Source organism: Pseudoalteromonas arctica A 37-1-2, assembly GCF_000238395.3.
In the GTDB taxonomy this organism is placed as follows: Bacteria; Pseudomonadota; Gammaproteobacteria; order Enterobacterales; family Alteromonadaceae; genus Pseudoalteromonas; species Pseudoalteromonas arctica.
The window spans coordinates 657,383-681,257 of the sequence record NZ_CP011026.1 but is presented as its reverse complement, the minus strand read 5'-3'; the positions used below and the strand labels follow the sequence as shown (position 1 = coordinate 681,257).

The 23,875-nt window shown below is 37.4% G+C and carries 21 protein-coding genes; 8 read left to right on the top strand and 13 right to left on the bottom strand.

Annotated elements, in window-relative coordinates:
* Nucleotides 1-102 precede the first annotated feature (102 nt).
* Nucleotides 103-1,890, bottom strand: a complete 1,788-nt coding sequence (locus tag PARC_RS20565; RefSeq protein WP_010552965.1) for a M61 family metallopeptidase — start codon at nt 1,888-1,890, stop codon at nt 103-105.
* A 204-nt stretch (nt 1,891-2,094) separates the two neighbouring features.
* Between PARC_RS20565 and PARC_RS20560 the strand changes: the two genes are divergently transcribed.
* The 6 genes from PARC_RS20560 (at nt 2,095) to PARC_RS20535 (ending at nt 9,190) form a co-directional block, all read left to right on the top strand.
* Entirely contained in the window at nt 2,095-3,630 is a 1,536-nt protein-coding gene (locus tag PARC_RS20560) for a GGDEF domain-containing protein (RefSeq protein WP_010552966.1), read from the top strand.
* A 65-nt stretch (nt 3,631-3,695) separates the two neighbouring features.
* Entirely contained in the window at nt 3,696-5,039 is a 1,344-nt protein-coding gene (gene ppnN / locus PARC_RS20555; RefSeq protein WP_007580678.1) for a nucleotide 5'-monophosphate nucleosidase PpnN, read from the top strand.
* A 10-nt stretch (nt 5,040-5,049) separates the two neighbouring features.
* Nucleotides 5,050-5,823 carry a flap endonuclease Xni gene (gene xni, locus PARC_RS20550; RefSeq protein WP_010552967.1) on the top strand — a complete coding sequence of 258 codons (774 nt, stop codon included), beginning with the start codon at nt 5,050-5,052 and terminating at the stop codon, nt 5,821-5,823.
* Between the two features lie 69 nt (nt 5,824-5,892).
* The gene (locus PARC_RS20545; protein WP_024591078.1) at nt 5,893-6,276 is read left to right on the top strand and encodes a DUF3192 domain-containing protein; all 384 of its coding nucleotides are present in this window, start codon (nt 5,893-5,895) and stop codon (nt 6,274-6,276) included.
* 11 nt (nt 6,277-6,287) lie between these two features.
* Nucleotides 6,288-7,976, top strand: coding sequence for a hypothetical protein (locus PARC_RS20540; protein ID WP_010552968.1), 1,689 nt, complete (start codon nt 6,288-6,290; stop codon nt 7,974-7,976).
* A gap of 206 nt (nt 7,977-8,182) precedes the next feature.
* Entirely contained in the window at nt 8,183-9,190 is a 1,008-nt protein-coding gene (locus tag PARC_RS20535) for an isocitrate dehydrogenase (protein WP_007580684.1), read from the top strand.
* Between the two features lie 57 nt (nt 9,191-9,247).
* Here the strand turns inward: PARC_RS20535 and PARC_RS20530 are convergent, their stop codons facing one another.
* The gene (locus tag PARC_RS20530; protein WP_010552969.1) at nt 9,248-12,244 is read right to left on the bottom strand and encodes an immune inhibitor A domain-containing protein; all 2,997 of its coding nucleotides are present in this window, start codon (nt 12,242-12,244) and stop codon (nt 9,248-9,250) included.
* 489 nt (nt 12,245-12,733) lie between these two features.
* On the opposite strand from PARC_RS20530, the gene PARC_RS20525 reads away from it, so the two are divergent.
* Both PARC_RS20525 and ilvN read left to right on the top strand, forming a co-directional pair.
* Nucleotides 12,734-14,458 (top strand): acetolactate synthase 3 large subunit, encoded by a 1,725-nt coding sequence (locus PARC_RS20525; RefSeq protein ID WP_010552970.1) that lies wholly within the window; start codon nt 12,734-12,736, stop codon nt 14,456-14,458.
* A complete protein-coding gene (gene ilvN, locus PARC_RS20520) occupies nt 14,458-14,955 on the top strand; it encodes an acetolactate synthase small subunit (protein WP_007580691.1) in 498 nt (165 codons plus the stop codon). Before PARC_RS20525 ends, ilvN begins: the two co-directional genes overlap by 1 nt.
* 92 nt (nt 14,956-15,047) lie before the next feature.
* Here ilvN and PARC_RS20515 read toward each other — a convergent pair whose 3' ends face one another.
* The 11 genes from PARC_RS20515 to PARC_RS20465 all read right to left on the bottom strand — a co-directional run bounded on the left by PARC_RS20515 (nt 15,048) and on the right by PARC_RS20465 (nt 23,869).
* Nucleotides 15,048-15,323 (bottom strand): HU family DNA-binding protein, encoded by a 276-nt coding sequence (locus tag PARC_RS20515; RefSeq protein WP_002962474.1) that lies wholly within the window; start codon nt 15,321-15,323, stop codon nt 15,048-15,050.
* Between the two features lie 210 nt (nt 15,324-15,533).
* Nucleotides 15,534-16,073, bottom strand: coding sequence for a DUF3833 domain-containing protein (locus PARC_RS20510; protein WP_010552971.1), 540 nt, complete (start codon nt 16,071-16,073; stop codon nt 15,534-15,536).
* Nucleotide 16,074: 1 nt separating this feature from the next.
* Complete coding sequence (locus PARC_RS20505; RefSeq protein WP_010552972.1) at nt 16,075-16,563, bottom strand: chalcone isomerase family protein; 489 nt, start codon at nt 16,561-16,563, stop codon at nt 16,075-16,077.
* Between the two features lie 54 nt (nt 16,564-16,617).
* Nucleotides 16,618-17,118, bottom strand: a complete 501-nt coding sequence (locus PARC_RS20500; protein ID WP_010552973.1) for a DUF2878 domain-containing protein — start codon at nt 17,116-17,118, stop codon at nt 16,618-16,620.
* Nucleotides 17,096-18,358 carry an SAM-dependent methyltransferase gene (locus PARC_RS20495; protein WP_010552974.1) on the bottom strand — a complete coding sequence of 421 codons (1,263 nt, stop codon included), beginning with the start codon at nt 18,356-18,358 and terminating at the stop codon, nt 17,096-17,098. The genes PARC_RS20500 and PARC_RS20495 overlap by 23 nt, the downstream gene beginning before the upstream one ends.
* Before the next feature lie 37 nt (nt 18,359-18,395).
* A complete protein-coding gene (locus tag PARC_RS20490; RefSeq protein ID WP_010552975.1) occupies nt 18,396-19,133 on the bottom strand; it encodes a DUF1365 domain-containing protein in 738 nt (245 codons plus the stop codon).
* Nucleotides 19,126-20,382 carry an NAD(P)/FAD-dependent oxidoreductase gene (locus PARC_RS20485; protein WP_007580703.1) on the bottom strand — a complete coding sequence of 419 codons (1,257 nt, stop codon included), beginning with the start codon at nt 20,380-20,382 and terminating at the stop codon, nt 19,126-19,128. Before PARC_RS20485 ends, PARC_RS20490 begins: the two co-directional genes overlap by 8 nt.
* Complete coding sequence (locus PARC_RS20480) at nt 20,379-21,089, bottom strand: SDR family NAD(P)-dependent oxidoreductase (RefSeq protein ID WP_007580704.1); 711 nt, start codon at nt 21,087-21,089, stop codon at nt 20,379-20,381. The genes PARC_RS20485 and PARC_RS20480 overlap by 4 nt, the downstream gene beginning before the upstream one ends.
* Before the next feature lie 2 nt (nt 21,090-21,091).
* Complete coding sequence (locus PARC_RS20475; RefSeq protein WP_007580706.1) at nt 21,092-21,520, bottom strand: nuclear transport factor 2 family protein; 429 nt, start codon at nt 21,518-21,520, stop codon at nt 21,092-21,094.
* A 1-nt stretch (nt 21,521) separates the two neighbouring features.
* Nucleotides 21,522-22,916 (bottom strand): deoxyribodipyrimidine photo-lyase, encoded by a 1,395-nt coding sequence (phrB, locus tag PARC_RS20470; protein ID WP_010552976.1) that lies wholly within the window; start codon nt 22,914-22,916, stop codon nt 21,522-21,524.
* Entirely contained in the window at nt 22,916-23,869 is a 954-nt protein-coding gene (locus tag PARC_RS20465) for a YbgA family protein (protein WP_007580711.1), read from the bottom strand. Before PARC_RS20465 ends, phrB begins: the two co-directional genes overlap by 1 nt.
* Nucleotides 23,870-23,875: the final 6 nt, after the last annotated feature.

Here is a 23,875-nt window from a genome sequence, read left to right as displayed (position 1 = left end):
CATGATGAACTTAAAAAACATCAACACATAGCGTGATCCACGATGTAATACGGAAGATCACGCTATGATTAATTAATATAAAAAACAATATAATTTTTATCGTTATTTGTCAGTTACATCATTTGGATGTTCAACACCAATCCACGCTTTAAATAATGCCTTTTGCGCAAGCGTTGCCTCTTTATCAGCAACTACTTTTTTAGGCTTATCAAAATCTTTTGATAATACTAATGTTAAGCTTTCAAGGGCATCACGGCGAATGTAGTCTATTGTTACTTTGTCGCCTGCTTTAAACGTTTCTAAGCTGGTTTTTAAATCTTTACCTACGTGATGTTTGTTTATAGCGACAATTTTATCATCGGTAGTTAAACCTGCTTTCCACGCACTGCCACCACGGCGAACGTAACTTAACGTAAGTAACTCGCCTGTGTTTTTAGCGATAGCATCAATACTTGCAAGGGCTTTTGCTTTTTCAGGACGTTCAAATTTCAAGCCTACTTTAGTAAGTAAGTCGTCAAAGTTAATACTTGCAGGCGACTCAACATTTTCTTGCCACCAGCTTGAGTAATCACGCCCTGTTAAATCTTTTAAGATATTAAGTACATCTACATCTGTAAAACCAGCTGGCATTTTATGATTGTTATAAAGTGCTTTGTGTACGTCTCGGTAGCTTATTTTACCTTGGCTTTTTTCTAGCAAGTCGATATCTAAAACTAATGAAAGTAACGAACCCTCAGAATAAATATTAGTGCTGTAGTTACGTGCATGATCGCCACCTTGATTAATCCATTTATCAAAGCTTGTTTCGCTTGCGCTTTGCACTTCACGGCCCGGTGTTTGTAAATGACGATTAATGGTTTTACTCATCACTTTAAAAAATTCATCTGTTGTTTCAATACCAGAGCGAACCATTAAATGATCTTCAAAATAACTTGTTGAACCCTCTGCAATCCAAAGCAGTTTAGAGTAATTCATGTTCGTGTAATCGTACGGCACTAAACCTTGAGGGCGGTATGCTTTAACATTCCACGTATGAACAAACTCATGCGCAGCGGTGCTAATAAAGGCTAGGTAATCTTCGCGGCTACCAAATCTATCGCGTGGACGTTGAATAATTGTTGAGTTTAAATGCTCTGTTGCACCACCAGCACCCGACGTAGCATGAACCATAAATACATAACGTTCATACGGATATCCATCCCAAATTACATTACCAGTAGCAACCAATTTTTTAAGATCGGTAAGCATTTGCTCTACATCGTAGTTACCATCGCCCCATATAACTAAATCGTATTCACGGCCATCTACTTCAAATGTGTGTAGTTGGTTAATACCCGTTTCGATTGGTGAATCAACAAGTACGTCGTAATCTGCTGCTTTAAATGAATTTTTGCCTTTTAAATTATCCATACCCGATACAGAGCGCCACTTTTTAGGTACCTCTAAATTAACGGTTACTGGCTCTTGGCGAAATGATTCACTAAACATAAAAAAGCCTGATGCATCTATAAATGCATGGCTGTCGTCAATGTGGCGAGCGCGCTTACCAAGCTCATTTGCATACACTTGGTAGTCAACATTAACTTCTGTTGGCTCATTAAGGTGTACACGCCATGTACTATGGTCAATTTTTTCCCATTTTAACTCTTTGCCATCTTCATCTTTAGCTTTGAAGTAACGAATGCCATTAGCAAGGTTTAGCATTTCGTAGCGACCCGTTCGCCATGCAGGAAGTTTTATATCAAGATGTGCTTGCGCTGTTTTTGGAAACTCAACACTTACATCGCCTAAATGGTGTTGTGGTTGTGAGATTTCTAAAGAATAATTTACGTCGGCAAATACAGGTGCTGAACATGCAGCTAAAATAGATAGGGCTAATAACTTTTTCATAGAGACTCTTAGTGGAAACTTAATTGCCTGCAAGACTAGCAAGCCCCTATTTAAAAGTGAATTAAATACGACAAATTGCCCCGTATACGAGTTTATACGTAGTAGCTTATTAAAATTTCTAAGTTTTTTACTAGATAACTACACATAATAAAAATTTGTTGTAAACTGAAGATAATAAAATTAATTTGATGGCGGTACGCTTAGGTGTCTGAAAGATCTAATCCAACAGATAAAAAACTCAAACAAGCAATTGATGCTCGTATGGCTGTTGAAAGTGCACGCAAACATCAAGTGGATATTTTGTGCGACTTTGCAGCTAAACTTTCGCTAAGCTGTAAAGGGCTTGATATTGAGTTAGATAATCGCCTTGCTAAATTTAGAAGTGCACTCAATAAAGGTATGAGCTTTGAAGACCTCTCTCCCCTTGTTAGTGAAACTTTAACACTACTTAAAAACCAAGAATCAGTTCAACAGACCCAACAACGTGATTTATTCAACAATGTGCAAAATGCAGGTAAACAACTACAAAAAACCAAGGGTTTAACTGACGATACCCGCAGGACACTAAGAAACCTACTCGATAATGAAATTAATAATGTCCATTCAGTGCATGGTTATATCCCACTTCTTGATCAACTTATATCGTTTTACCATCAAGCTTTAATAACAAAACAAGACCCAGTAATTGATAAAAAGTTACCTACTGTACAAAGCTATGCAAATAAACTGCTTGAACTAACTAATGAACTTGTTCTGGAAGATGAAGCTACTCAACAAATTAAACATATAAAAAACAGCATTACCGCAAGTAAAACTATAACAGCATTACTTGATGCTGCGATTAGTATTATTGATGTAGTGGTAAAAAATATAAGTAAAGAACGTAAATCGGCACAAAGTTTTTTAGTTTCATTAAATCAAACCCTTGAAGATTTACACAATTCTATTATCTCAACTAGCAAGCACTCTGAGTCAATGGAAGTTGAGTTTGACTCATTAAATAAAAGTATCGAACTAAAAATAAAAAATCTTAATGAGCAAACCCAAAAAGCCACGTCAATTTCATCTTTAAAAGAACTCGTAGATAACGAATTAAAATCACTAAGCGAAGATTTTATAGCAAAAGAAAAACTTGAGCGAAAAGACAGAGAAATGCTTAGCTCTAGCTTTAATGAAATAAATAATCGTATTGGCACTTTAGAAGGTAAGTTAACTACTTATAAAAAACGCTTAAACGAGCAGCGCTTTAAAAGCTTACTTGATGGGCTTACAAAACTGCCTAACCGAGCTGCATTTGATGAACGCTACGATCACGAAATGCATTTGTTTAATGTGCAGCCATCAGATGTTACGCTTGCGGTTATTGATGTTGACCACTTTAAATCTATCAATGATAGATTTGGCCACACCGCAGGCGATATTACCTTACAGGTTATATCAAAAGCGTTGCAAAAATCGGTAAGAAAGTCCGATTTTATAGCGCGTTACGGCGGTGAAGAATTTGTATTGTTAATGCCTGGTGTGTCGCTAGAAAACGCAACATTACCTCTGGATAAAGTAAGAAAGGTAATTAAAAATATACCTTTTAAATTTAGAGAAAAACAAATTGAGATCACTATCTCGGTAGGTGCAACTCAGTTTAAAAAAGGCGATACTCTGTTAAAGGCATTTGATAGAGCAGATGATGCTCTTTACGAGGCCAAAAATTCAGGACGAGATAGACTTTGTACCAGTAAATAATGTCATAGCCATTATAAATTTCATGACAAGTAGTTTTTTACGATTTAGCAGTAAGGAGAACGTCTATGTTAATACAGTTAAACCCAACTGGGGTTTTAGATTTACTGTCGCAATTAGAAGTTGATTTATTAGAGCAATCTTCTGCTAGTGAGCGTTATAAGTTATTTAGAAACTGCGTACTAGCAGTGCTTAATGTAGGTAGCCATACCGACGAAAGTAGCGATATATACGACAAATACAAAGATTTTGATATTCGTTTAGTAAGCCGCGAACGAGGCATTAAAATTGAGCTTGAAAACCCACCCGAAACCGCATTTGTTGATGGCGAAATAATTACCGGAATTCACGAGCATATATTTTCTGTTATTCGCGATATTTTGTTTATTTGTCAAAAATACGAAAAAGATTTAAAAGAGCAAAAAGCCATTACTCATATGGTATTCGATATGCTCAGAAATGCAGGTGCTTTGCGTGTTAATAGCGAGCCAAGTATGGTTGTATGCTGGGGCGGACACTCAATAAACGAAGTTGAATATAAATACACAAAACAAGTAGGTTACGAACTTGGCTTACGTGGATTAAATATTTGTACTGGTTGTGGCCCTGGTGCCATGAAAGGCCCAATGAAAGGTGCCACTATTGGCCATGCAAAACAGCGCAATACCAATAACCGTTACTTAGGCCTAACAGAGCCAAGCATTATTGCTGCAGAGCCACCAAACCCTATTGTTAACGAATTAGTTATTTTACCTGACATTGAAAAACGCCTTGAAGCTTTTATAAGAACAGCTCACGCTATTATCATTTTTCCTGGTGGCGCAGGTACTGCTGAAGAATTGCTATATTTATTAGGCATATTACTTCATCCAGATAACACCAAACAATGTTTGCCTGTGATTTTAACTGGCCCTAAAGAAAGTGAAGCGTACTTTAAAGAGCTGTGTGAATTTGTTGAAATGACGCTTGGTAAAGAAGCATTAGATAAGTTTGAAGTTATTATTGATAATCCTGAGTTAGTTGGACAAAAGCTAAGATCGGCTATGGCCAATGTTCGTGATTACCGTAAAAGTGAAGGCGATGCCTACTACTTTAACTGGACGTTAAAAATCGATAACGATTTTCAACAACCTTTTGCACCAACACACGAAAATATGGCAAGTCTTGATTTACATCTTGATCAACCAAAGCAGTTATTAGCAGCTAATTTACGCAGAGCTTTTTCAGGTATTGTAGCTGGAAATGTAAAAGACGAAGGCGTTAAAGCCATTAAGCAAAACGGTCCATACATTTTAAGTGGCGAGCCTGCCCTTATGGAAAATATGGATACGTTATTACAAGCATTTGTTGATCAAGGCCGTATGAAACTCCCTGGCAGCAAATACATTCCGTGTTACAAAATAAAAGCATGAGTTTTATAGTTTGAAACCCCATTTACTTCTTATTGATGCGCTTAATTTAATTAGGCGCATTTACGCCGTTGACGCTAATCAAAAACATCACAGTGATGAGAAAATGATACAAACGTGCTGCGCACGTGTAGCTCATGCGTGTAAAAAGCTTTTAGATACAAGTAATGCAACCCATGCGATTGCGGTATTTGATGGTGACAAAAGCTGGCGTTATCATTTTTATAAAGACTACAAACACTCCCGTGCCCCAATGCCTCAAGTGCTAAAAGATGCCTTAGAGCACTTTAAAACCGCAATAGAAGAAACCGGTATTGTTGTATTTGAGCCTATTAACGATGAAGCCGATGACATTATTGCAACGCTTGCGTTTAAGGCATCAAATAATCAAATAGCTAATACTGTTGTCTCTACTGATAAAGGCTTTTTACCCTATTTAGGCCCCTACATTACAGTTTATGATTACTTTAAAAAACTCTATTTAGATGAGACAAGTATAAAAGAGCGTTTTGGTGTTGAGCAAAGTAAGCTCGTTGATTTTTGGGCTTTGGCTGGTGATAAGACAAATGATATTCCGGGAGTAAAAGGAATAGGTACTAAGTCTGCGCAGCAAATAGTTAATAACTATAATTCAATTGAGCATGCGGCCGAAGATGAGTCTCTAAGCCCGAGTATTAAAGCAAAGTTAGCCGCTAATATGGATATGTACGTAATCTCAAAGCACTTGGTTAGTTTACGCACCGATATAAATTTAGGCTTTAGTTTAAAGCAGTTAAGACTTAATTAGTCGCAAGTTAATAGCCTCTAAACATTACAAAACGTATACTATTATTAGTTACCGGAGTCAGAGTAAACCATATTGAAAAAATTTATCCGATATTTAATCTTAGGTTTAGGGCTATATGCACTGATAGCAGCGTTGGTGATCACTTTTTATAAAGACGATCCTCAGGCTATGATCTGGCAAGACCGAGAAGCTTTTAATAAACGTTATATCGAAAAACTATCACTTGAGCAGCCCACAACACTAAATACTGTGCTTGATTATTTAGGCAGCCCTGACCTTACTTATGCCAAACGAGATGGTGAACAGGTATTTCAGATTGTTTTTTACCGTACACAGCATAAAACATCTGACGGTATAACCACTATGGATGAATGTACTGGGTTATTATTTAAAAATGGGCAGCTATTTTTATGGGGTCCTAGTGCATATAATAAATATCAAGAACAAAATTAGGTGAAGGTTTAATGGATGAAGCTGTTTCAACTACTTTAGAGCAGCTGCTTAATAATACGCAGCTGTTTTTAAGCTATTATAACAATAAACAAAAATGGACAGCTTTATACCCCATGGCAAGTAAGCTAGCTGAGCAATATAGAGTGCTCTATAGTGAACAGCCATTCGCATTACAAGCTCGTTTAACACTTTATAATCCTAATTATTCTTATGCCACCAATTTAGTTGTTAGCCAGAGTGTAATAACCGCTGCACTTTGTAAATCTCAACACTATAACAATGCCCTAAGCGAGCTATACATAGCGGCTTCACTTATTGAGCATTTATGTGTTGGAGCGCAATTAAACAAGCTTTGCGAACAAACACCTTTTCAAGACTCTGATAAAAACATATGGAAAATGCGTCATCAGTTAGCCGCAAAAGTAATGTTATCCAGTGGCGATTCTGCCAAACCCGTCACGCAATTATTAGCTAAGTTAAGTAAATATAAACAAGCATTGGTAAGTGCTCCTAAAATAATGCTTTACGATGGGGGCATAACACTAATTGCTTTAGCAAATATTATTAGTATGAACATTACTAGTAATACGGCTAATAAACACATAAGTTTATTTAAAGCACTTACTGACTTGTACATTCGCACACCAAATTTGTTTGCACTGCAGCTAATCAAATCACTTATAGCCCATTTGGGGCCACTATTACCGGGAAGCCGCGTTTTTTATGCCGAGCAAACCATGATTTATTTAGCGACTGATGCGCAGCAAAAACATATTTTAATTAGTAACACTAATCCAAATAAATTAGCTTGGTTTAGCGTTAAAGCAACGCTTAACGACAACCCAAAACAATGGCATTGCGCTGATAAAACCATTAGCTTCAAAGTGTTTAACAGTGAACATGTTAAGTCAAAAAGTGTGGTTGGCGTTGATAAAGCACAGTCTTTACTTGAACTAATAAGTAATATTAAGTCACAGCACGAATATAGCTATAAAGGGCTAAGCCAGCTAATGGTGGCTCACCCTCAGGTAGTTGCTAATTTATGTGAGGCAGTAAAACCTTATAATAAGGAGCATCAAGCCGCTAAAGACTTAAAGCATAGTTTATCGATGGTCGGTTATTATAATGCGCCTGCGATAATTCAAAGAGTTGTTTTTGAGCAATTAGTTAATGTCACCCCACACCCTCTGCAAGCCTACGTTACTAACAGATTAAATGGTTTGGTGAAAATAATGGCCTTATTAGTCAGTAAAAATAAACACGACCAGTTTGAACACATTACATTACCTTTATATGCTTATGCTCATTTTTTATTAACGCAATGCAGTACACAGCTTTCTCGTAAAACGCTGATTGACGACACACCAAATAAAACATTAAGTGCCCCTATTTGCTCATTTTTTGGAGTAGATTCAATTAATAACGAGCAACTAACGCAACAGCTTACTCATTTATTAAGTGACAACCCATGGACAACGGCACTTTTAGAAGCAGAGCAAACACCTAAAAAACACTTAACTGATTCTCATAAACTCTGGATCACACTTAAAATTGTTGCTCAGAGTGTTTTTAAACCAGAACTCGCGCTAACAGCGTGGCAACTGCAAACATTAAACGAACAACTGAAAATACTAAATTGGCAAAACCCAACTGATTTTAATCAAAAATTAGAATCTCTCGCGTTATTTAATAGTATTTAATTTATGGGGCCCTATTTAACGTCTTTATACCCATTATAACTTTGGTGTATACCCAGTATTTCTTGTATAAACTAGCAAAATGGGTGATAAGTTGATATAAATGCGCCCTTAAATTTTCAAGCACGTTCACATAAATGATCTAACAAGCGATTATCCTCTCAGGGTAATAATTTATGTGCAAATCAAACTCTTTAAAGGAAAAGTCAATGGCCAAACAAACCATCACAGTGATCAAAGGCGACGGCATCGGTCCGAGCATTATCGACTCAGCACTTGAAATATTAAAAGCCGCAGGTTGCGACTTTGATTATGAATTTGTTGATGCTGGCCTAGCTGCACTTGAAAAAACAGGTGAGTTACTTCCACAAGACACGGTTGATACAATAGCTAGAAACAAAATCACTCTTAAAGGCCCATTAACAACGCCTGTAGGTGAAGGTTTTACGTCTATTAACGTTACACTTCGTAAGCAATTTGGTTTATACGCTAACGTACGCCCTGTTAAATCATTTGTTGGCACTAAAGCACGTTACGACGATATTGATATCATTACTATTCGTGAAAATACGCAAGGTATGTACTCAGGTGCAGGCCAAATAGTAAGTGAAGACGGTAATGAAGCAGAAGCAAAATCGATAATTACGCGTGAAGGCGCAGAAAAAATCGTAACTTTTGCATATGAGCTAGCGGTACGTGAAGGTCGTAAAAAAGTAACTGCTGTTCATAAAGCTAACATTTTAAAATCAACATCTGGTTTGTTTTTAAAAGTAGCACGTGAAGTAGCTGAGCGTTACCCACAAATTGAATCAAATGAAATGATTGTTGATGCAACGTGTATGAAACTGGTAATGACACCTGAAGAGTTTGACGTAATTGTTACGACTAACTTATTTGGTGATATTTTATCTGACCTTTGTGCTGGTTTAGTTGGCGGCTTAGGTATGGCTCCAGGTGCTAACATTGGTGAAGACGCTGCAATTTTTGAAGCTGTACACGGTAGTGCACCAGATATTGCTGGCAAAAACCTAGCTAACCCAACATCTGTAATTTTAGCGTCTATCCAAATGCTTGAGCATTTAGATATGGGCGATACAGCAGAGCGTATTCGTAGTGCTGTTGCTGATGTAATTAAATCTGGCGACCGTACAACTCGCGATTTAGGCGGCAGCCACGGTACAACTGATTTCACTCAATCAGTAATTGACCGTTTATAATTAATATTTGTTATTAATTTAAATAGCCCGCTAACTTAGCGGGCTTTTTTTTATTTGCTAGCTGCGCTTTATCCTAGGTAAGCATAAAAGTAATAACACTAATAAACCTGCCAATGATCCGCCACTTGAACCCGAACTACTTTGTTGCTTTTGCACTGTAAGAGATAACTCTTTAGTAAAAGTATCATTTGTTTGAGTATCAGTAACATTCAACGTTACACTAAATGCCCCGTCAGTTTGATAAGTATGCCTTGGGTTTTGTAAGTTTGATACCGCACTGCCATCACCAAAATCCCAACTGTAAGTATAACTATTAAAGCCGCCGGTTACTTGCGCATTAAATTGAGCGCTTAAATCATTTACTGTAACGTTTGCGTCTATACTAAGCGGAACAGTTGCAGTTACATCAACCGCTTTAGTTTGCTCCGTGCCTTCGTTATCTGTCACTGTAAGCGTTACTTGGTAATCACCAGAGTATAAATAATTATAAGTGAGCGATTGCGTCGTTAAAGTACTTCCATCGCCTAGCTGCCAATTATAAGTATACGGTGCGACTCCACCTGTAAACGAAGCTTGAGCTGTTAATATTCCTTGGTTTATTTCATATTCAATTTCATTTACAGATAATGGCTCAGCTAATGTAACTTGAGCTACAGCTACTTGCTGTGAAGTATCATTACTTGCCATAAACTCAACGCTATAGGTGCCATAATCTTGGTATTCATGAGTAGGCGTTAACTCTGTGCTTGATCTACCATCGTCAAAATTCCACGTAAATTTATCCGCAGGCGTGAGTGCAAAACCTTCTACATTAAAATTAACGATTAAACCTGTTTTGGTAAAATTAATACCTTTAGTAACATCGTAATTAAGCTCTACTTCTATATCTTCACTATCAGCTGACTGGCTTATAATATTAAACCCAAAGCCAACCTGTGGAAGCACAACGCCCGATGGCTGTTGCGCTGAAAAACTATAGTCGGTTTTATCAGTAAACTCTGTAATAGCTGATAAATCATCATCACCTAACCCAGCTCGCTGTGGATATAAACTAAAAGCAGCATCACGAATTTGTATTGCTGAAGCAGCCGGAGTTTGCGTACTGCCTTTATTTATCGAGCGCTGATCAGCATCTACCACTAATGCAAAACCACTACCTGGATGCTCTGTCGTGTTGTTATCTGCTTGAGATTCATTGCTATACCACAATAATAATCCCGGTGAGTACTGCTCTGCTTGCAAACTACTATCAACGCCTGTGTATGAACGCAATTGTAAATAGTAATGTGATGGCGATGCATATGTGTAACTACCTATTTTTTCAAAGCCATTAAACTCGGTGTTAATTTGATCTTGTGCATTATTTTGCCAAATTAAAGTATCACTTTGCTCAATACGCATATCATCCACAACAAAACCATAATAATGTGTGTTCGCATCTGTTATGTATTCAATTTTTAGATCAATTATTTGCCCAGCATAAGCTGATAAATCAAACTTATGAGTTAAATAGCCGTTAGGCTGCTTAGCATCACTATTAAAAAATGAATCACCTGATATATACGGACCAATGTCACCATAGTATGGGTTAATTGCTTGCGTATAATTACTAGCAATAGGCTCCCCATTTACTTTTACCTGTACTAAATCATAATCGCGCTCAATACTGTAATAAGCAATAAAGCTTAAAGTAAGTGTCTCAGTTGTGTTTGGTAGCGTTACTGTATTAACTAAGCTGTTACTAACATTGTCGCCCGTATTTGAATAGTATTGAAAATCGCCTTCTACTGGCGTTTTAAATTTTTCGAGTCGAGATGGCAGTGTTATTTTTATTTGGCTTTGTAGTTGTGAAGTACTCGCAGTATTAATTAATGTTTGCTGTGCGTTAGCATCTATCTCATCCATATCAAGTGTGAGCTGATTAACCCAATTACCCTGGTATCGATTTTGTAAATATTCAAGCGCATAAGGGCTAAACATAACAGGCTCTGAGCCTCGTGGAGAACCTGCCCAACTTCCTGTCGACATAACTGACCAAGACGCGACAGGCTCACCTACCGTGTTAGATTGTAAGTCGTATTCATCTAATAATCCCAAGTCATGCCCAAACTCATGCACCACCACGCCAATCCCAGCATCAATTGGATTAATTGTGTAACCAAAGAGTTTAATACTGCTGCCTGCAATCTCGCTCGGCCCGCTATTTTCATCAAATACATAGTAGCGGTGCGACCAAATAGCGTCGGTGCTTAGGTAACCGCCACCTGCTTCCTCGCCAATACTAGAATGAAAAATCATTACATGGTCAATAATGCCATTGGGTTCATTAATAATTCCATCGCCATCAACATCATCTAAATCAGTTAAATCATAGTCCGCTAAATTAATATTAAACTTTGCAACCGCCTTCTCCACAGCCTCTTTGACTAAAGCGGGCGCATTTTTATCACGCGTACTGCCTTGGCGTTCACCATATATTTTTGCATTACTATCAGCGGTTACCCAGCCATATACCTGCCCGTTAAAGTTTAAGCTATTACCAGACGCTGCTTTATAATAATCTGCAGCCGTTGATAAGCTTTGTCCATCAGGGCCCGCATAACCTTGAGTATTAAAAAGCATTTGCTGATAGTGTTCAGTTGAATATTCAGCGTAAAACATGTTTGTGTCTTGCTCTACAAGTCGATTATCGTCATGTTTGAGGTCAGGAAAATCAATTAAGATAGCTAACACTTTTACATCATTAACGCTTTGATCTGGCACTAGCGACGTTGAAAAAGCGGCTTGTTGTTTATTTGTGTTTGAAAAATCCGTAGAGGAAGATTTAAATCGCCTAAAGCCATTTTTAATTGAGTGATTGGCAACTTCTTTGTTACTCATATATGACTTAAATGAACTATCTAACTCACTAGAGGATATTTGGTCTCTTTTTTTAAGCCAATATAAAATACGTTCTTCGTTAGTTATACCAACATCATGCGGGCTTAAATTATTAGCCGCTACTATAGGGCTTAATAGCGTAGTTAAAAGCGCAATTAACGTCACTTTTTTCACTGTGTTTTCCTCAAACATAATTATGTAGTAATCATACCTAATAATAGAAATTTAAACATGCGATAAAAACATATAGTTAACATGTGCAATAAAAGTTAATGGTCTTTCACACTCTTTTATAACTAAAATCAAACACACAACCTAAAACGCATAATTTCTGCTAGTTAACTCAGTTAAATACAGTATTTCTGCAGATTTAAATTAAAAAAAGCCACAAAACGAATTTAAAATGCAAAAAACCACTTTCAAGGTTGACATAAGGGTTCAAAACCCTTAAAAATAAACCTATACAGAATTTTTAATTTAAAAGCAGTGTTTTGCTAAGTAGAGTAAAAACTATGAACACACAAATTAACCTTTTAGTCGTACTCGTACTGGTCTTAGTTATAAGCCCAGCGGGGATGTATTAAAAGGTGATACTGCTTTTTAAAAACCCTCGCACTACGCGGGGGTTTTTTTATGCATAAAAAAGCGCACAGAGGAATGAGGATGAGCAAACAAGAATATAATGGCTCTGAACTAGTAGTTCAGGCATTAAAAGAGTTAAAGGTAAAATACATATTTGGCTACCCCGGTGGTTCGGTTTTAGACTTATATGATGCACTTTTCCAGCAAGATGATATTGAGCATATATTAGTACGTCATGAACAAGCTGCCACACATATGGCTGATGGTTATGCTCGTGCTACTGGAGACGTTGGTGTTGTACTTGCAACCTCAGGCCCTGGCGCTACAAACTGTATAACGGGTATTGCAACGGCCTACATGGATTCAATTCCTATGGTTGTATTATCAGGCCAAGTGCCTACAAGTTTGATTGGCGATGATGCATTCCAAGAAACTGATATTGTTGGCTGTTCTCGCCCTATAGTTAAACACAGCTTTAACTGTAGAAGTGCTAAAGAAATCCCAACAATCTTAGCTAAAGCCTTTTATATAGCCAGTACAGGTCGTCCTGGACCTGTTGTAGTTGAGCTTCCTAAAGATATGCTTAACCCTGCTATAAAGTTTGAATACGAATTTCCTAAAACAACAGAGCTAAGAACATACAGCCCTAATACTAAAGGGCATTCAAAACAAATTCGTAAAGCGGTAACAACTATTCTAGAGGCCAAAAAACTGGTTATCTATTCTGGCGGTGGTATTGTTATTTCAAATACGTCAGAGCAATTAACGCATTTAGTTGAATCGTTAAATGCGCCCATTACCAATACACTAATGGGGCTTGGCGGCATATCAGGTGTACATCCAAACTTTGTAGGTATGCTAGGCATGCACGGCACGCTTGAGGCTAACAAAGCAATGGCAAACGCCGATGTGATTTTAGCGCTTGGTGCACGATTTGATGACAGGGTAACTAATAACGTTAAAAAGTTTTGTCCAAATGCCACAATTGTACATGTAGATGTTGACCCAACTTCAATTTCAAAAACAATCAAAGCACACATACCAGTTGTAGGTTGTTTAGCAACCGTACTTGAACAACTACAAACGGGTATTGATAAAAGCCCAATTAAAATAGATCGCAGCGCGCAAGAAGATTGGTGGCGCCAGATTATCAGCTGGCGTGAACAAAAATGTTTAAGCTACAACACAGATGGCGACAAAATTAAGCCACAAGCCGTTATTGAAGCTGTTTATAAAGCCACTAATGGCGATGCTTACGTAAGTTCTGACGTTGGTCAGCACCAAATGTTTGCAGCGCAATATTACCCATTTAAGCATCCTCGTCAGTGGATAAATTCAGGCGGCCTAGGCACTATGGGCTTTGGCTTACCTGCTGCTATGGGCGTAAAATTAGCCTTTCCTGATAAAGAATCTGTATGTATTACGGGTGATGGCTCTATTCAAATGAATATTCAAGAGCTATCTACCTGCTTGCAGTACAACCTAGCTGTAAAAGTTGTATCACTCAATAACCGCTCTTTAGGTATGGTACGCCAATGGCAAGATATGGTTTACGGCGGTCGTCATTCATCATCTTACATGGACTCACTGCCTGATTTTGTTAAGTTGGTTGAAAGCTACGGGCATGTGGGTATTAAAGTAAACACACTTGATGAGTTACAACCTGCAATCGATAAAGCTATGAGCATAAACGATCGTTTAGTCTTTTTAGATATTCTTGTAGACGAGAAAGAACATGTATACCCAATGCAAATCAAGTTAGGTGGCATTGATGAGATGTGGTTACGTAAAGGAGTAAAAGCATAATGCGTCGTATTTTATCTATTTTACTGGAAAACGAACCAGGTGCACTGTCACGTATTGTTGGGCTTTTTTCACAACGTGCATACAACATTGACAGCCTAACTGTTGGCACAACTGATGATCAGTCGTTATCACGTATTACCATTACCACCATGGGTGATGACAGAGTTGTAGAGCAAATTACAAAGCAGGTTAACAAACTAGTCGACGTGCTTAAAATTATCGATTTAACAGAAATGAGTCACATTGAACGTGAGCTATTGCTTGTTAAGGTATTTGCTCAAGACGAGACGACTCGTGCAGCGGTTACCCGCGTAGTTGATGTGTTCCAGGGTGTTATTTTAGATATGGGCCGACAAAGCTATAGTCTACAACTAGTGAGTAGTACAGACAAAATAGAATCGTTTTTAGACACACTTCGTCATGAAACCGATATTATTGAAGTTGTACGTTCTGGTGCTGTTGGCATTGGCCGAGGCGATAAAGCCTTAAAAGCATAAATTTATAATATAAAGGCATCAATTGATGTCTTTATTAAACATAAAAAAAAAGAGCCAAATAGCTCTTTTTTTATTTTAATTCGTTAAACCTATTAAGGGTTTACTTGGTCTTTAAGACCTTTACCTGCTTTAAAGCTTGGGATAGTTGCCGCTGCGATTTGGATCTCAGCACCCGTTTGTGGGTTACGGCCAGTGCGAGCTGCACGTTCTTTTACTGAGAAAGTACCAAAACCAACTAATGCTACTGAATCACCTTCTTTTAAAGAAGAAGTTACAGCACCTGTAAACGCGTCAAGAGCACGAGTAGCAGCGGCTTTAGAGATTTCTGCATCAGTAGCAATTTTTTCAACTAATTGAGCTTTATTCATTGTTAGATTCCTATTCGTTATTATTTTGCCTTCGCAAAACCTATCTTTATGCATTTTTAAAGAGTTAGCAACAGCAAATTGCATTTTTTGCTTAAATTCTTAAAAAATGAGTAAAATTTAAATAATTCTCGGTAGAATACAGCGTGTTGGGTTAACAAAGACTTAATTTGAGTACAATTTTGGCGCAAGTTAAGCAACTGGGTAAATAAGCTATATTTTTTCGATAACTAAGGTCACTTCCCCGACCTCGACTCCAAACTTAACAATAGATGTGCGGTTTATCAAGCGCGATTGTGTAACCAGGTACATCCAATCGTCAAAATTTACTTCTAAAGTACTGCCATCGTATGGAAGCTCTACATCATAATTCCAATGAAATACGCTGCCGTCACTTTTGCCTTTTGCTGTACCTATAACATCAGCTGCTGTCCCCGTTAAACTATTGTCTTCATTTAACGTTATTTTCCAGATTCGCTTTTGGGTTTCGCCATCATCATAAACAAAGTCTTCTTCAATAACGCCCTGGTTACCGTCCCAAGTCGCATTCATATCTACGACAAGCTTTCGGGTCAATTCGCCTTTAAAGTCTTGTACAACACCATAGGCTTTCAAATTTCCGCTAAAAAACGTTTTAAAGTCGAAATTTGGCGATGTATTTTTATAATGTTCAACATTTGGTGCCGAACAGCTAATTAAAAGTAGAGCCGAGAGGCTCATAACAGCTGCTTTTAACGTGTTTAATATGTTCATATTAATTCCCTAATAATTGCTTTCGTAATTTTGGCTCAGAGGTTTTTTCATCAAGCCAAATAGCTAAAAAGTCACTCGAAAATTGAGGTTCATCAATTTCACCCATTTTTTCATCATTATGATAAAAAGTGCTCATACCTTGCTCATTTGTCACTAATGTTAGTGAGTCACCCTTTTTTATATCAGGCCAAATAGACAACAATTTACTGTCGTATTTGTCTGCCAGCCCTGTTTTTCCAAGATGTTCCCACTGCTCATTTGTTGCTTTTACTATTTCTTTAGCGTCAAAGTCACGTAAATAGGTAAGCTTAAACTTAACAGGATGTGTTCCTGCGCTGTAATTACCTGAAGGGGTAAATAGCACAGCGTCATATACATCCCAAAATAAATACTCCATTCGTGCTTCGCCTACTTTATTAAATTGTGTGTTAGCTAAAACAATTGAAGTGGTAAGCAAATAAAAAGTAACTGCCTTTAGTAAAAATTTCAAAATAAGCTCCCTTTGAGTCAATGGGTAATGTTACGAAATAGAAATTGTGGAAGATCAGCGATTGATGAATAACTTGATTTTTTGGTTTATGAAAAGAATAACAGTAAACACTGTAGACCAAAGCGCCCCGTAAACGAGCCAGAATTGCCATAAAGGTAAACCTAAACTTATTACTTCAAAGCGCGCTCCAGCCCAATAACTTGCTGGCGCAAATGCCATACATACCAAAAAGGCCTGCCAAAGCTTTAATCTACTCAAAAAAACCATAGAGGTATTCAAAGAAAGTAATAATGCAGCCCATAAAAAGACGAGCCATAGAGGGAAGGGATAAACTTTAAATTCTAACAAGCCTAACTTTACCGCTATAAATTCTAACAATAGTGCTAAAGGTAGGGCTTTAATTAATAGTAAGGAGTCTTGTTTTTTCTGCTTTGACAAACAAAACATTAAAACAATAATCAAGCCACTAAAAAGTAGCGAATTGGCTTCAAGCAGCAATGATAAAAACCACACTGCTTGAAATAAAACAAAATTAGTAACCGAGCGCAATATCATCGTTATCACTAGTAAAACGAGGTTTACGCGCCATTAAATGTACCGTACTTGTTGCTCTGGCTCTAAACGCACCTTCACAATAAGCAAAATAAAATAACCATAAACGATAAAAGCGTTCATCAAATTTAGAGCGGTCTAAATCAGGCCAGCTTTTTATAAAACGAATTCGCCAATCTGCTAATGTTCGTGCGTAGTGAGCGCCAATATCATTAACAGTATGAATAACCATATCGGTATTATTTTTAATCTGCTCACTCATTTCGTTAACCGATGGCAAACATCCACCCGGAAAAATATACTGCTGAATAAAGTCAGAGTTTTTTAAGTAGTGCTTATAACGCTGATCGCCAATAGTAATTGCTTGAATAAGCATGGCGCCATCGTCTTTTAGGAGCTCACCACACTGAGTGAAAAAGCTCGGCAAATAATCATGACCAACCGCTTCTATCATTTCAATAGAAACAAGCTTGTCGTATTTACCTTTTAGTAGTCTGTAATCTAGCTTAAGTAATGTTATTTTACTTTCAAGACCAAGTTCAACAATCTTGTTAGCTACATAATCATGTTGCTCATCAGATATGGTTGTTGTTGTTACATGGCAATCGTAATGTGTGGCTGCATATATAGCAAATGCCCCCCACCCTGTACCAATTTCGATTACTGAATCATTTTTTTGAAGCTCAACTTGCTCACAAATGCGTTTAAGCTTGTATTGTTGAGCCTCTTCAAGTGTCGCTTCTTTTGTAGGATATACAGCACTCGAATAAAGCATTTCTTTACTTAAAAATGATTCGTACAAATCATTACCTAAGTCGTAATGAGCAACAATATTTTTCTTAGAACCCGATTCTGAATTTTTGTTTTTTATGTGATTAAATCGGTGTGCGATATTACTAAAAAATGCGAATTTTTTTTCAAACTCATCGAGTTGCTTTTCGTTTATAGCAAATATCTCAATGAATGAAGTTAAGTTGTCACAAGACCAATGCCCCAAAATATACGCTTCACCAGCGCCAACGCTCCCAGATAACGCAAACGCTTTATACATAGCTTTATCATTAACCGTTACTGTTGCTTTTAACGCAGACGATACATCACCAAAAACTGTACGCTCATTTCCTTCAATTAAAACAACTTGACCTGTTTCAATTGACGAAAAGGCTTTAGTCACTAATTTTTTATATATATTAGTTAACCAACTAGTGCTTTGTTCGCAATTTAAGCTCGACACTTTATCCATTAAAATACCTATTAATTGTCCTGACTACCTATGTGCTTTATGGCTTACCTGAGTGACCTAAAAAAGGCACTCGCTTTATAAACAACTTTAATGCTTGATAATAAATACCTTTGAAAATAGACCATGTCATGGCCGGAAAACGTTTAAACAACTTATTAATCTCTTCGTTAGTGAGTTCTTTACGTTTCAAGCGAAGTGTTGCATCAAATAATAACTCTTCATTTCGCTTATTTTCAATGTGTATCAATGTTTTATCAGGCGATTGTTTAACATGCCAATGATAGTTCATATCCAGATTCATAAAAGGTGATACGGAAAAAACCTTCTTAAAGTTCACTTTTTTTTCTAAAGGGACTAAATAATAATGACGTTCGTTCCATGGTGTATTACTCACTTCAGCAATCATGTACTTAAAACGGGTGTCGTTGTGGCCAAAAAAGTAAAAATTAACAGGGCTAAAATACACACCAAAACAACGAAACTGCCCTAACATGTAAATATGAGAAAAGGTTTCAGTAATACCTAAATTGGCAAGTTGATCATGCGCACGCTCAATAAGAGGTCGTTTAGCAAGTTCTGAGGTGTCTTTAAGATAATCAGCTTCATTAAATTTTAACGCTTTTAAGCCTGACGTACCTATGTGCTTATGCACACCATTTAGTTGTTGAGGGTTATTTAAATCTACCCACATCATATACAAAGGGTAACTAAAACGATGTTCTTTAACAGCAAAACGGCGATGTTTTACATCGCCTAAATACACTGCACTAGTCAAATTCGACCCCAAGTTGCTTGGCTACATCTACACCACTGTGTACGCCATCTTCATGAAAGCCATTGTACCAATAAGCACCACAAAAATAACTATTGTTTTGTCCATCAATACTGTGTTTAAGCTTTTGAGCAGCAATTGACTCTTGGTTAAATACAGGGTGATGATAAGTAAACTCGCGCAAAATTTTACTTTGGCTTATTCCTTCAAGGTGATTAAGCGTTACACAAAACTGTGTATCCGATTGTATACCTTGCAAAATATTCATTTGGTAAGTAACAACAGCTGCTTTATCAGTGTTGTTATTAAGTAGGTAGTTCCAACTTGCCCATGCCGCTTTTCTATCTGGTAAAAGGTTTGTATCGGTATGCAGCACAACTGAGTTTTCAGTGTAAGCTATTGCACCCAATACTGATTTTTCTTGCTCAGTAGCATCACCAAGTAGTGCAAGCGCCTGATCTGAATGACAAGCAAATATTACTTTATCAAACTTACTTAATTCACCATTGGCAAACTCTATTGTTACTTCATCATTTTGACGCGTAACAGATTTAATATCTGTATTAAGTTTAATTTTATCAGCAAAGCCTCTGATCAACGGCTTAATATACTGACGAGAGCCACCTGGTACTACATACCACTGTGGTCTGTTTGTTACATCTAAAAGGCCGTGATTAAAGAAGAACTTAACAAAAAATTCAACGCCTACATTTTCCATTTCTTTAATACTGGTAGACCATATAGCCGCGCCCATCGGAAGAATATAATGGTATTTAAAAAAGTCATTAAAGTGATTGTCGCTAAGCAGTTGCCCTAATGATTGATCAGATTGGTAATCATCTTTTTCATGTAGTGCTTTACATAATTTGTTAAACCTAACAATGTCGTACAATAATCGCCAAAACTTAGGTCTAAAAATATTACGACGCTGTGCAAACAGGCTTGTAAACGTATGGCCATTGTATTCAAAGCCAGTGGCTTCGTTATGAACACTAAAGCTCATCTGCGTTGTTTGTTTATCTACACCAATACGCGATAGTAACTTTTCAAAGTATGGGTAAGTTCTGTCATTAAATACAATAAAGCCAGTATCTATTGCGTATTTTATGCCACATACATCAACATCAACCGTTGCAGTGTGGCCACCTATATAATCATTTTTTTCAAATACGGTTACATCGTAATGTTTATGAAGCAAATGCCCACATGTTAAACCAGATACACCAGTTCCTATTATTGCTATTTTTTTCAACGGGCTAATCCTTTTGCGATTTTAAGCCAAATTGGGAGTGGTAAAATACGTAATGCTTTTAATATAAGTGTAAAACGGTACGGAAAGTGAACATCTTTTCGGCGCTTATGTATTCCCTTAATCATATAATCTGCGGCTTTTTCAGCGGTAACGGCCATAGGCATCGGGAAATCATTTTTATTAGTAAGCGGAGTTTTCACAAAGCCAGGGTGAACTAAAGTCACATCAACATCATCTAAATCAACAGCTAAGCTTTTTGCTAAGTAACTTACACCCGCTTTTGATGCACCATAAGCTTCTGAACGAGGTAGCGCAAGATAGGTAACACTTGAGCTGACCAAAACAAGCTGACCACCTGAATTTATTTTAGGAAGTAGCGCCTCAAGGCAATACCCCATAGAGAGTAAATTTACGTTTATTACACGTTCAAACAATGCACTATCAAAGTTTCGTGCGTCATCTATGTATTCACAGTTACCCGCGTTTAAAATAACACGGTCAAAATGAGGAAAGCCAACTGTCGACTCTTTAATGTCTTGTAGATTAGTTGCATCAAATTTACATGCTTGAATATTGTCGTATTTAGCAAGCTCAGCGAGCTTTTCACTATTACGGCCACAAGCTATAACAGTGTCTCCCAACTGCGCATATTTAATTGCTAACTGCTCACCAATACCAGAAGTAGCACCCGTTATAAGTGTGATCATAATTAACCTGCCCTTTTATCAATTAGCTTTATAACACTACCAAGTAAAGGAATATGTTTGTACAGCAACTCGCCCACATTAAAGTAGTCTCTGTGCTTGATAATTTTGCCATTTTCAAAAATAAGCTTGCTATGACCTTCTACCGAAATAGTTTTACCTGATGAAAGCTTTGGATGTGCATAGTGCATAGTCCAATAAATAAAAGCATTGTTTCCGCTATTAAACGAATCGCTAATATCAAACTGACAATGCTTAACATTGCTGTATAAGTTAGCAAAGTACCTGCGCAATTCTACAATGCCATTAATTTCGTGCATTGGGTCTATAAACTGTATGTTGTCACAGTAAATATCACTCAATAAATCAAGATTAGTGCTATCAAGCTGTTGGTATATTTCAACAAATTTATCTACTGGTAACTGGTTATCCATATCACACCTTAAATGCAGCAAGTGCACGTTCTCGTGCCGCTTTATGATCAACTATTGCTGGCCAGTAACATTCCTTATCTTTACCTATTGCGGCTAAATAAGTGTGTGGAAAATGAATGTGTTTATCTGGCACGTTTTCAAGCTCTGGCAAATACTTACGGATAAACTTGCCAGTTGGATCAAAGCGCTCGCTTTGTCTGATAGGGTTAAAAACTCTAAAGTAAGGCTGAGCATCACACCCGGTACTTGCAGCCCACTGCCAGCCACCATTATTTGAGGCTAAATCGCCATCAATTAGGTGCTGCATAAAAAAGCGCTCACCTTCGCGCCAGTCTATTAATAAATGCTTAGTTAAAAAGCTCGCAACAACCATACGTAAACGATTGTGCATCCAACCGGTTTGCTTTAGTTGTAGCATTGCAGCATCTACTAACGGGAAACCTGTACGCCCTTCACACCATGCTGTAAATTCATTTTCGCTTTTACGCCACACTACGGCGTTATACTTTTCGTTAAAGTTATCACCGCGCGAAAGCTTCGGAAATTCAGCAATTAAATGCCTGTAAAATTCGCGCCAAACAAGCTCGTTAATCCACGTAAACGTTTTACTTTTTGACGTAGTTAAAATATCAGGATAACGCTGCTGAATATTAATAAGCAGCTGTTTTGTGCTTACAATACCAAGTGCTAAATACGGGCTTAAACCTGATGTGCCTTTTACGCTGGGTATATCACGCTGATCGTCGTAGCTTGTAAGTTTGTCACATATAAAGTTATCGACCACAGTAGAAAGTGTTTCGTCGTCAACCGGCCACTTATCCGAGCATCCATCACTTTTTAGTAAGCCGCTTTCATCAAATTTTGTTGGCTCAGAAGTTAAAGGCCATTGAGGCAAACTAAAGTGTGTATCTTGATACTGCTTTAACCATGCTCGTTTGAAAGGAGTAAATACTTTATACATTTCATTACTTTGATTTTTGACCGTTCCAACAGGTGCAATTAAATCACCTTCGTACAAAGTAAAAGTAATAGAAAGCTCATCGCATTCGTGCAAAATTGCTTTATCGCGGTTTACTTCATTAAGCTCATATTCTGTATTAGCAATTACGTGTTTTACATCGTTTGCTTTACAAAAATCAATAAGCTCACGCGTACAATCAGAAAAGCTAGGTGCTTCAATAACATGTAAAGTAATACCGTAATCAGCAAGCTGAGATTGAAGATAAGTAACTCGGCGCTTGAGTAAGTCAATCTGAATAGGCGCAGTTTGGTGTTGTTGCCACTGTTTTTCAGACACAAAAAAAATGGCGTGTTTAGCGCCATTGTTTAGCGCTTGAATTAACGCTTCATTAGAAAAAAGGCGCAAATCGCGCCTAAACCAAAATAATGTATCCATTAAATACCAAATCGTAGTTTTAAATCGTGAGGGTAAGGGTTAAAAAACACTTGTTTTTCAAGGTACTCATTTGGGTGAACCTTCAAATGATGTTTTAACAAGGTAAGTGGTACATACAATGGCACCAAACCTTCGCGGTATTCATCTATCGCATCACGAAGTTCTTGTTTTTCAACCTTCGATAAATCAGTTTTAAAGTAACCTTGTAAATGCATTAGCGTGTTGCAATTATTTCTGCGAGAAGCTGGCTTTTTAAGACCCGTCATCAAACCTAAAATATATTCATCAGCAACTGCATTTATATCGTCGCCTACATAAGTCCCCAGCAGGTTACCCAAATCACGATAAGCTTGATAGTTATGAGCCATCAACAAGTACTTATACTGAGAGTGAAATTGAGTAAGCTTATGAACCGTAAGCGGCTCTTGTACTAATTTTTGCCAGTTTTTAAATACGTAAATTCTCATTACAAAGTTTTCACGTAAATGCATGTCGTTTAAACGTCCGTTTTCTTCACATGGCAATAATGGGTTGTGCTTCATTATTTGCTCAGCAAAAAAACCAACGCCTTCAGAGGTATTACCTGTTCCTGCTTCATTGTATATTTTAATGCGCTCCATGCCGCAGCTTGGGCTTTTTGCACAAAATACAAATCCGCTTAATTCTTTAGCTTGTTCAGTAGCAACTTTTTTACCATATTCAGTAAGTTGTTGGCCTACCTCGCCGGTGCCATCTGGGCGGCATACTTTAATAGTATCGCCCACTTTAACTTGGCGAATAGTTGGACGAGGTATCGGTAAACCAACAGCTACTTCCGGACAAAACCGTGTGTATTCAACGTGTTTACCTAGCTCATCCATACAAAAATTTGACTTTTTATGTCCTGTGTCAAATCTAACTTTTTCGCCTGCTAAGCAGGCGCTTATACCTATTTTTATTATATCTGTGTGCATATATTC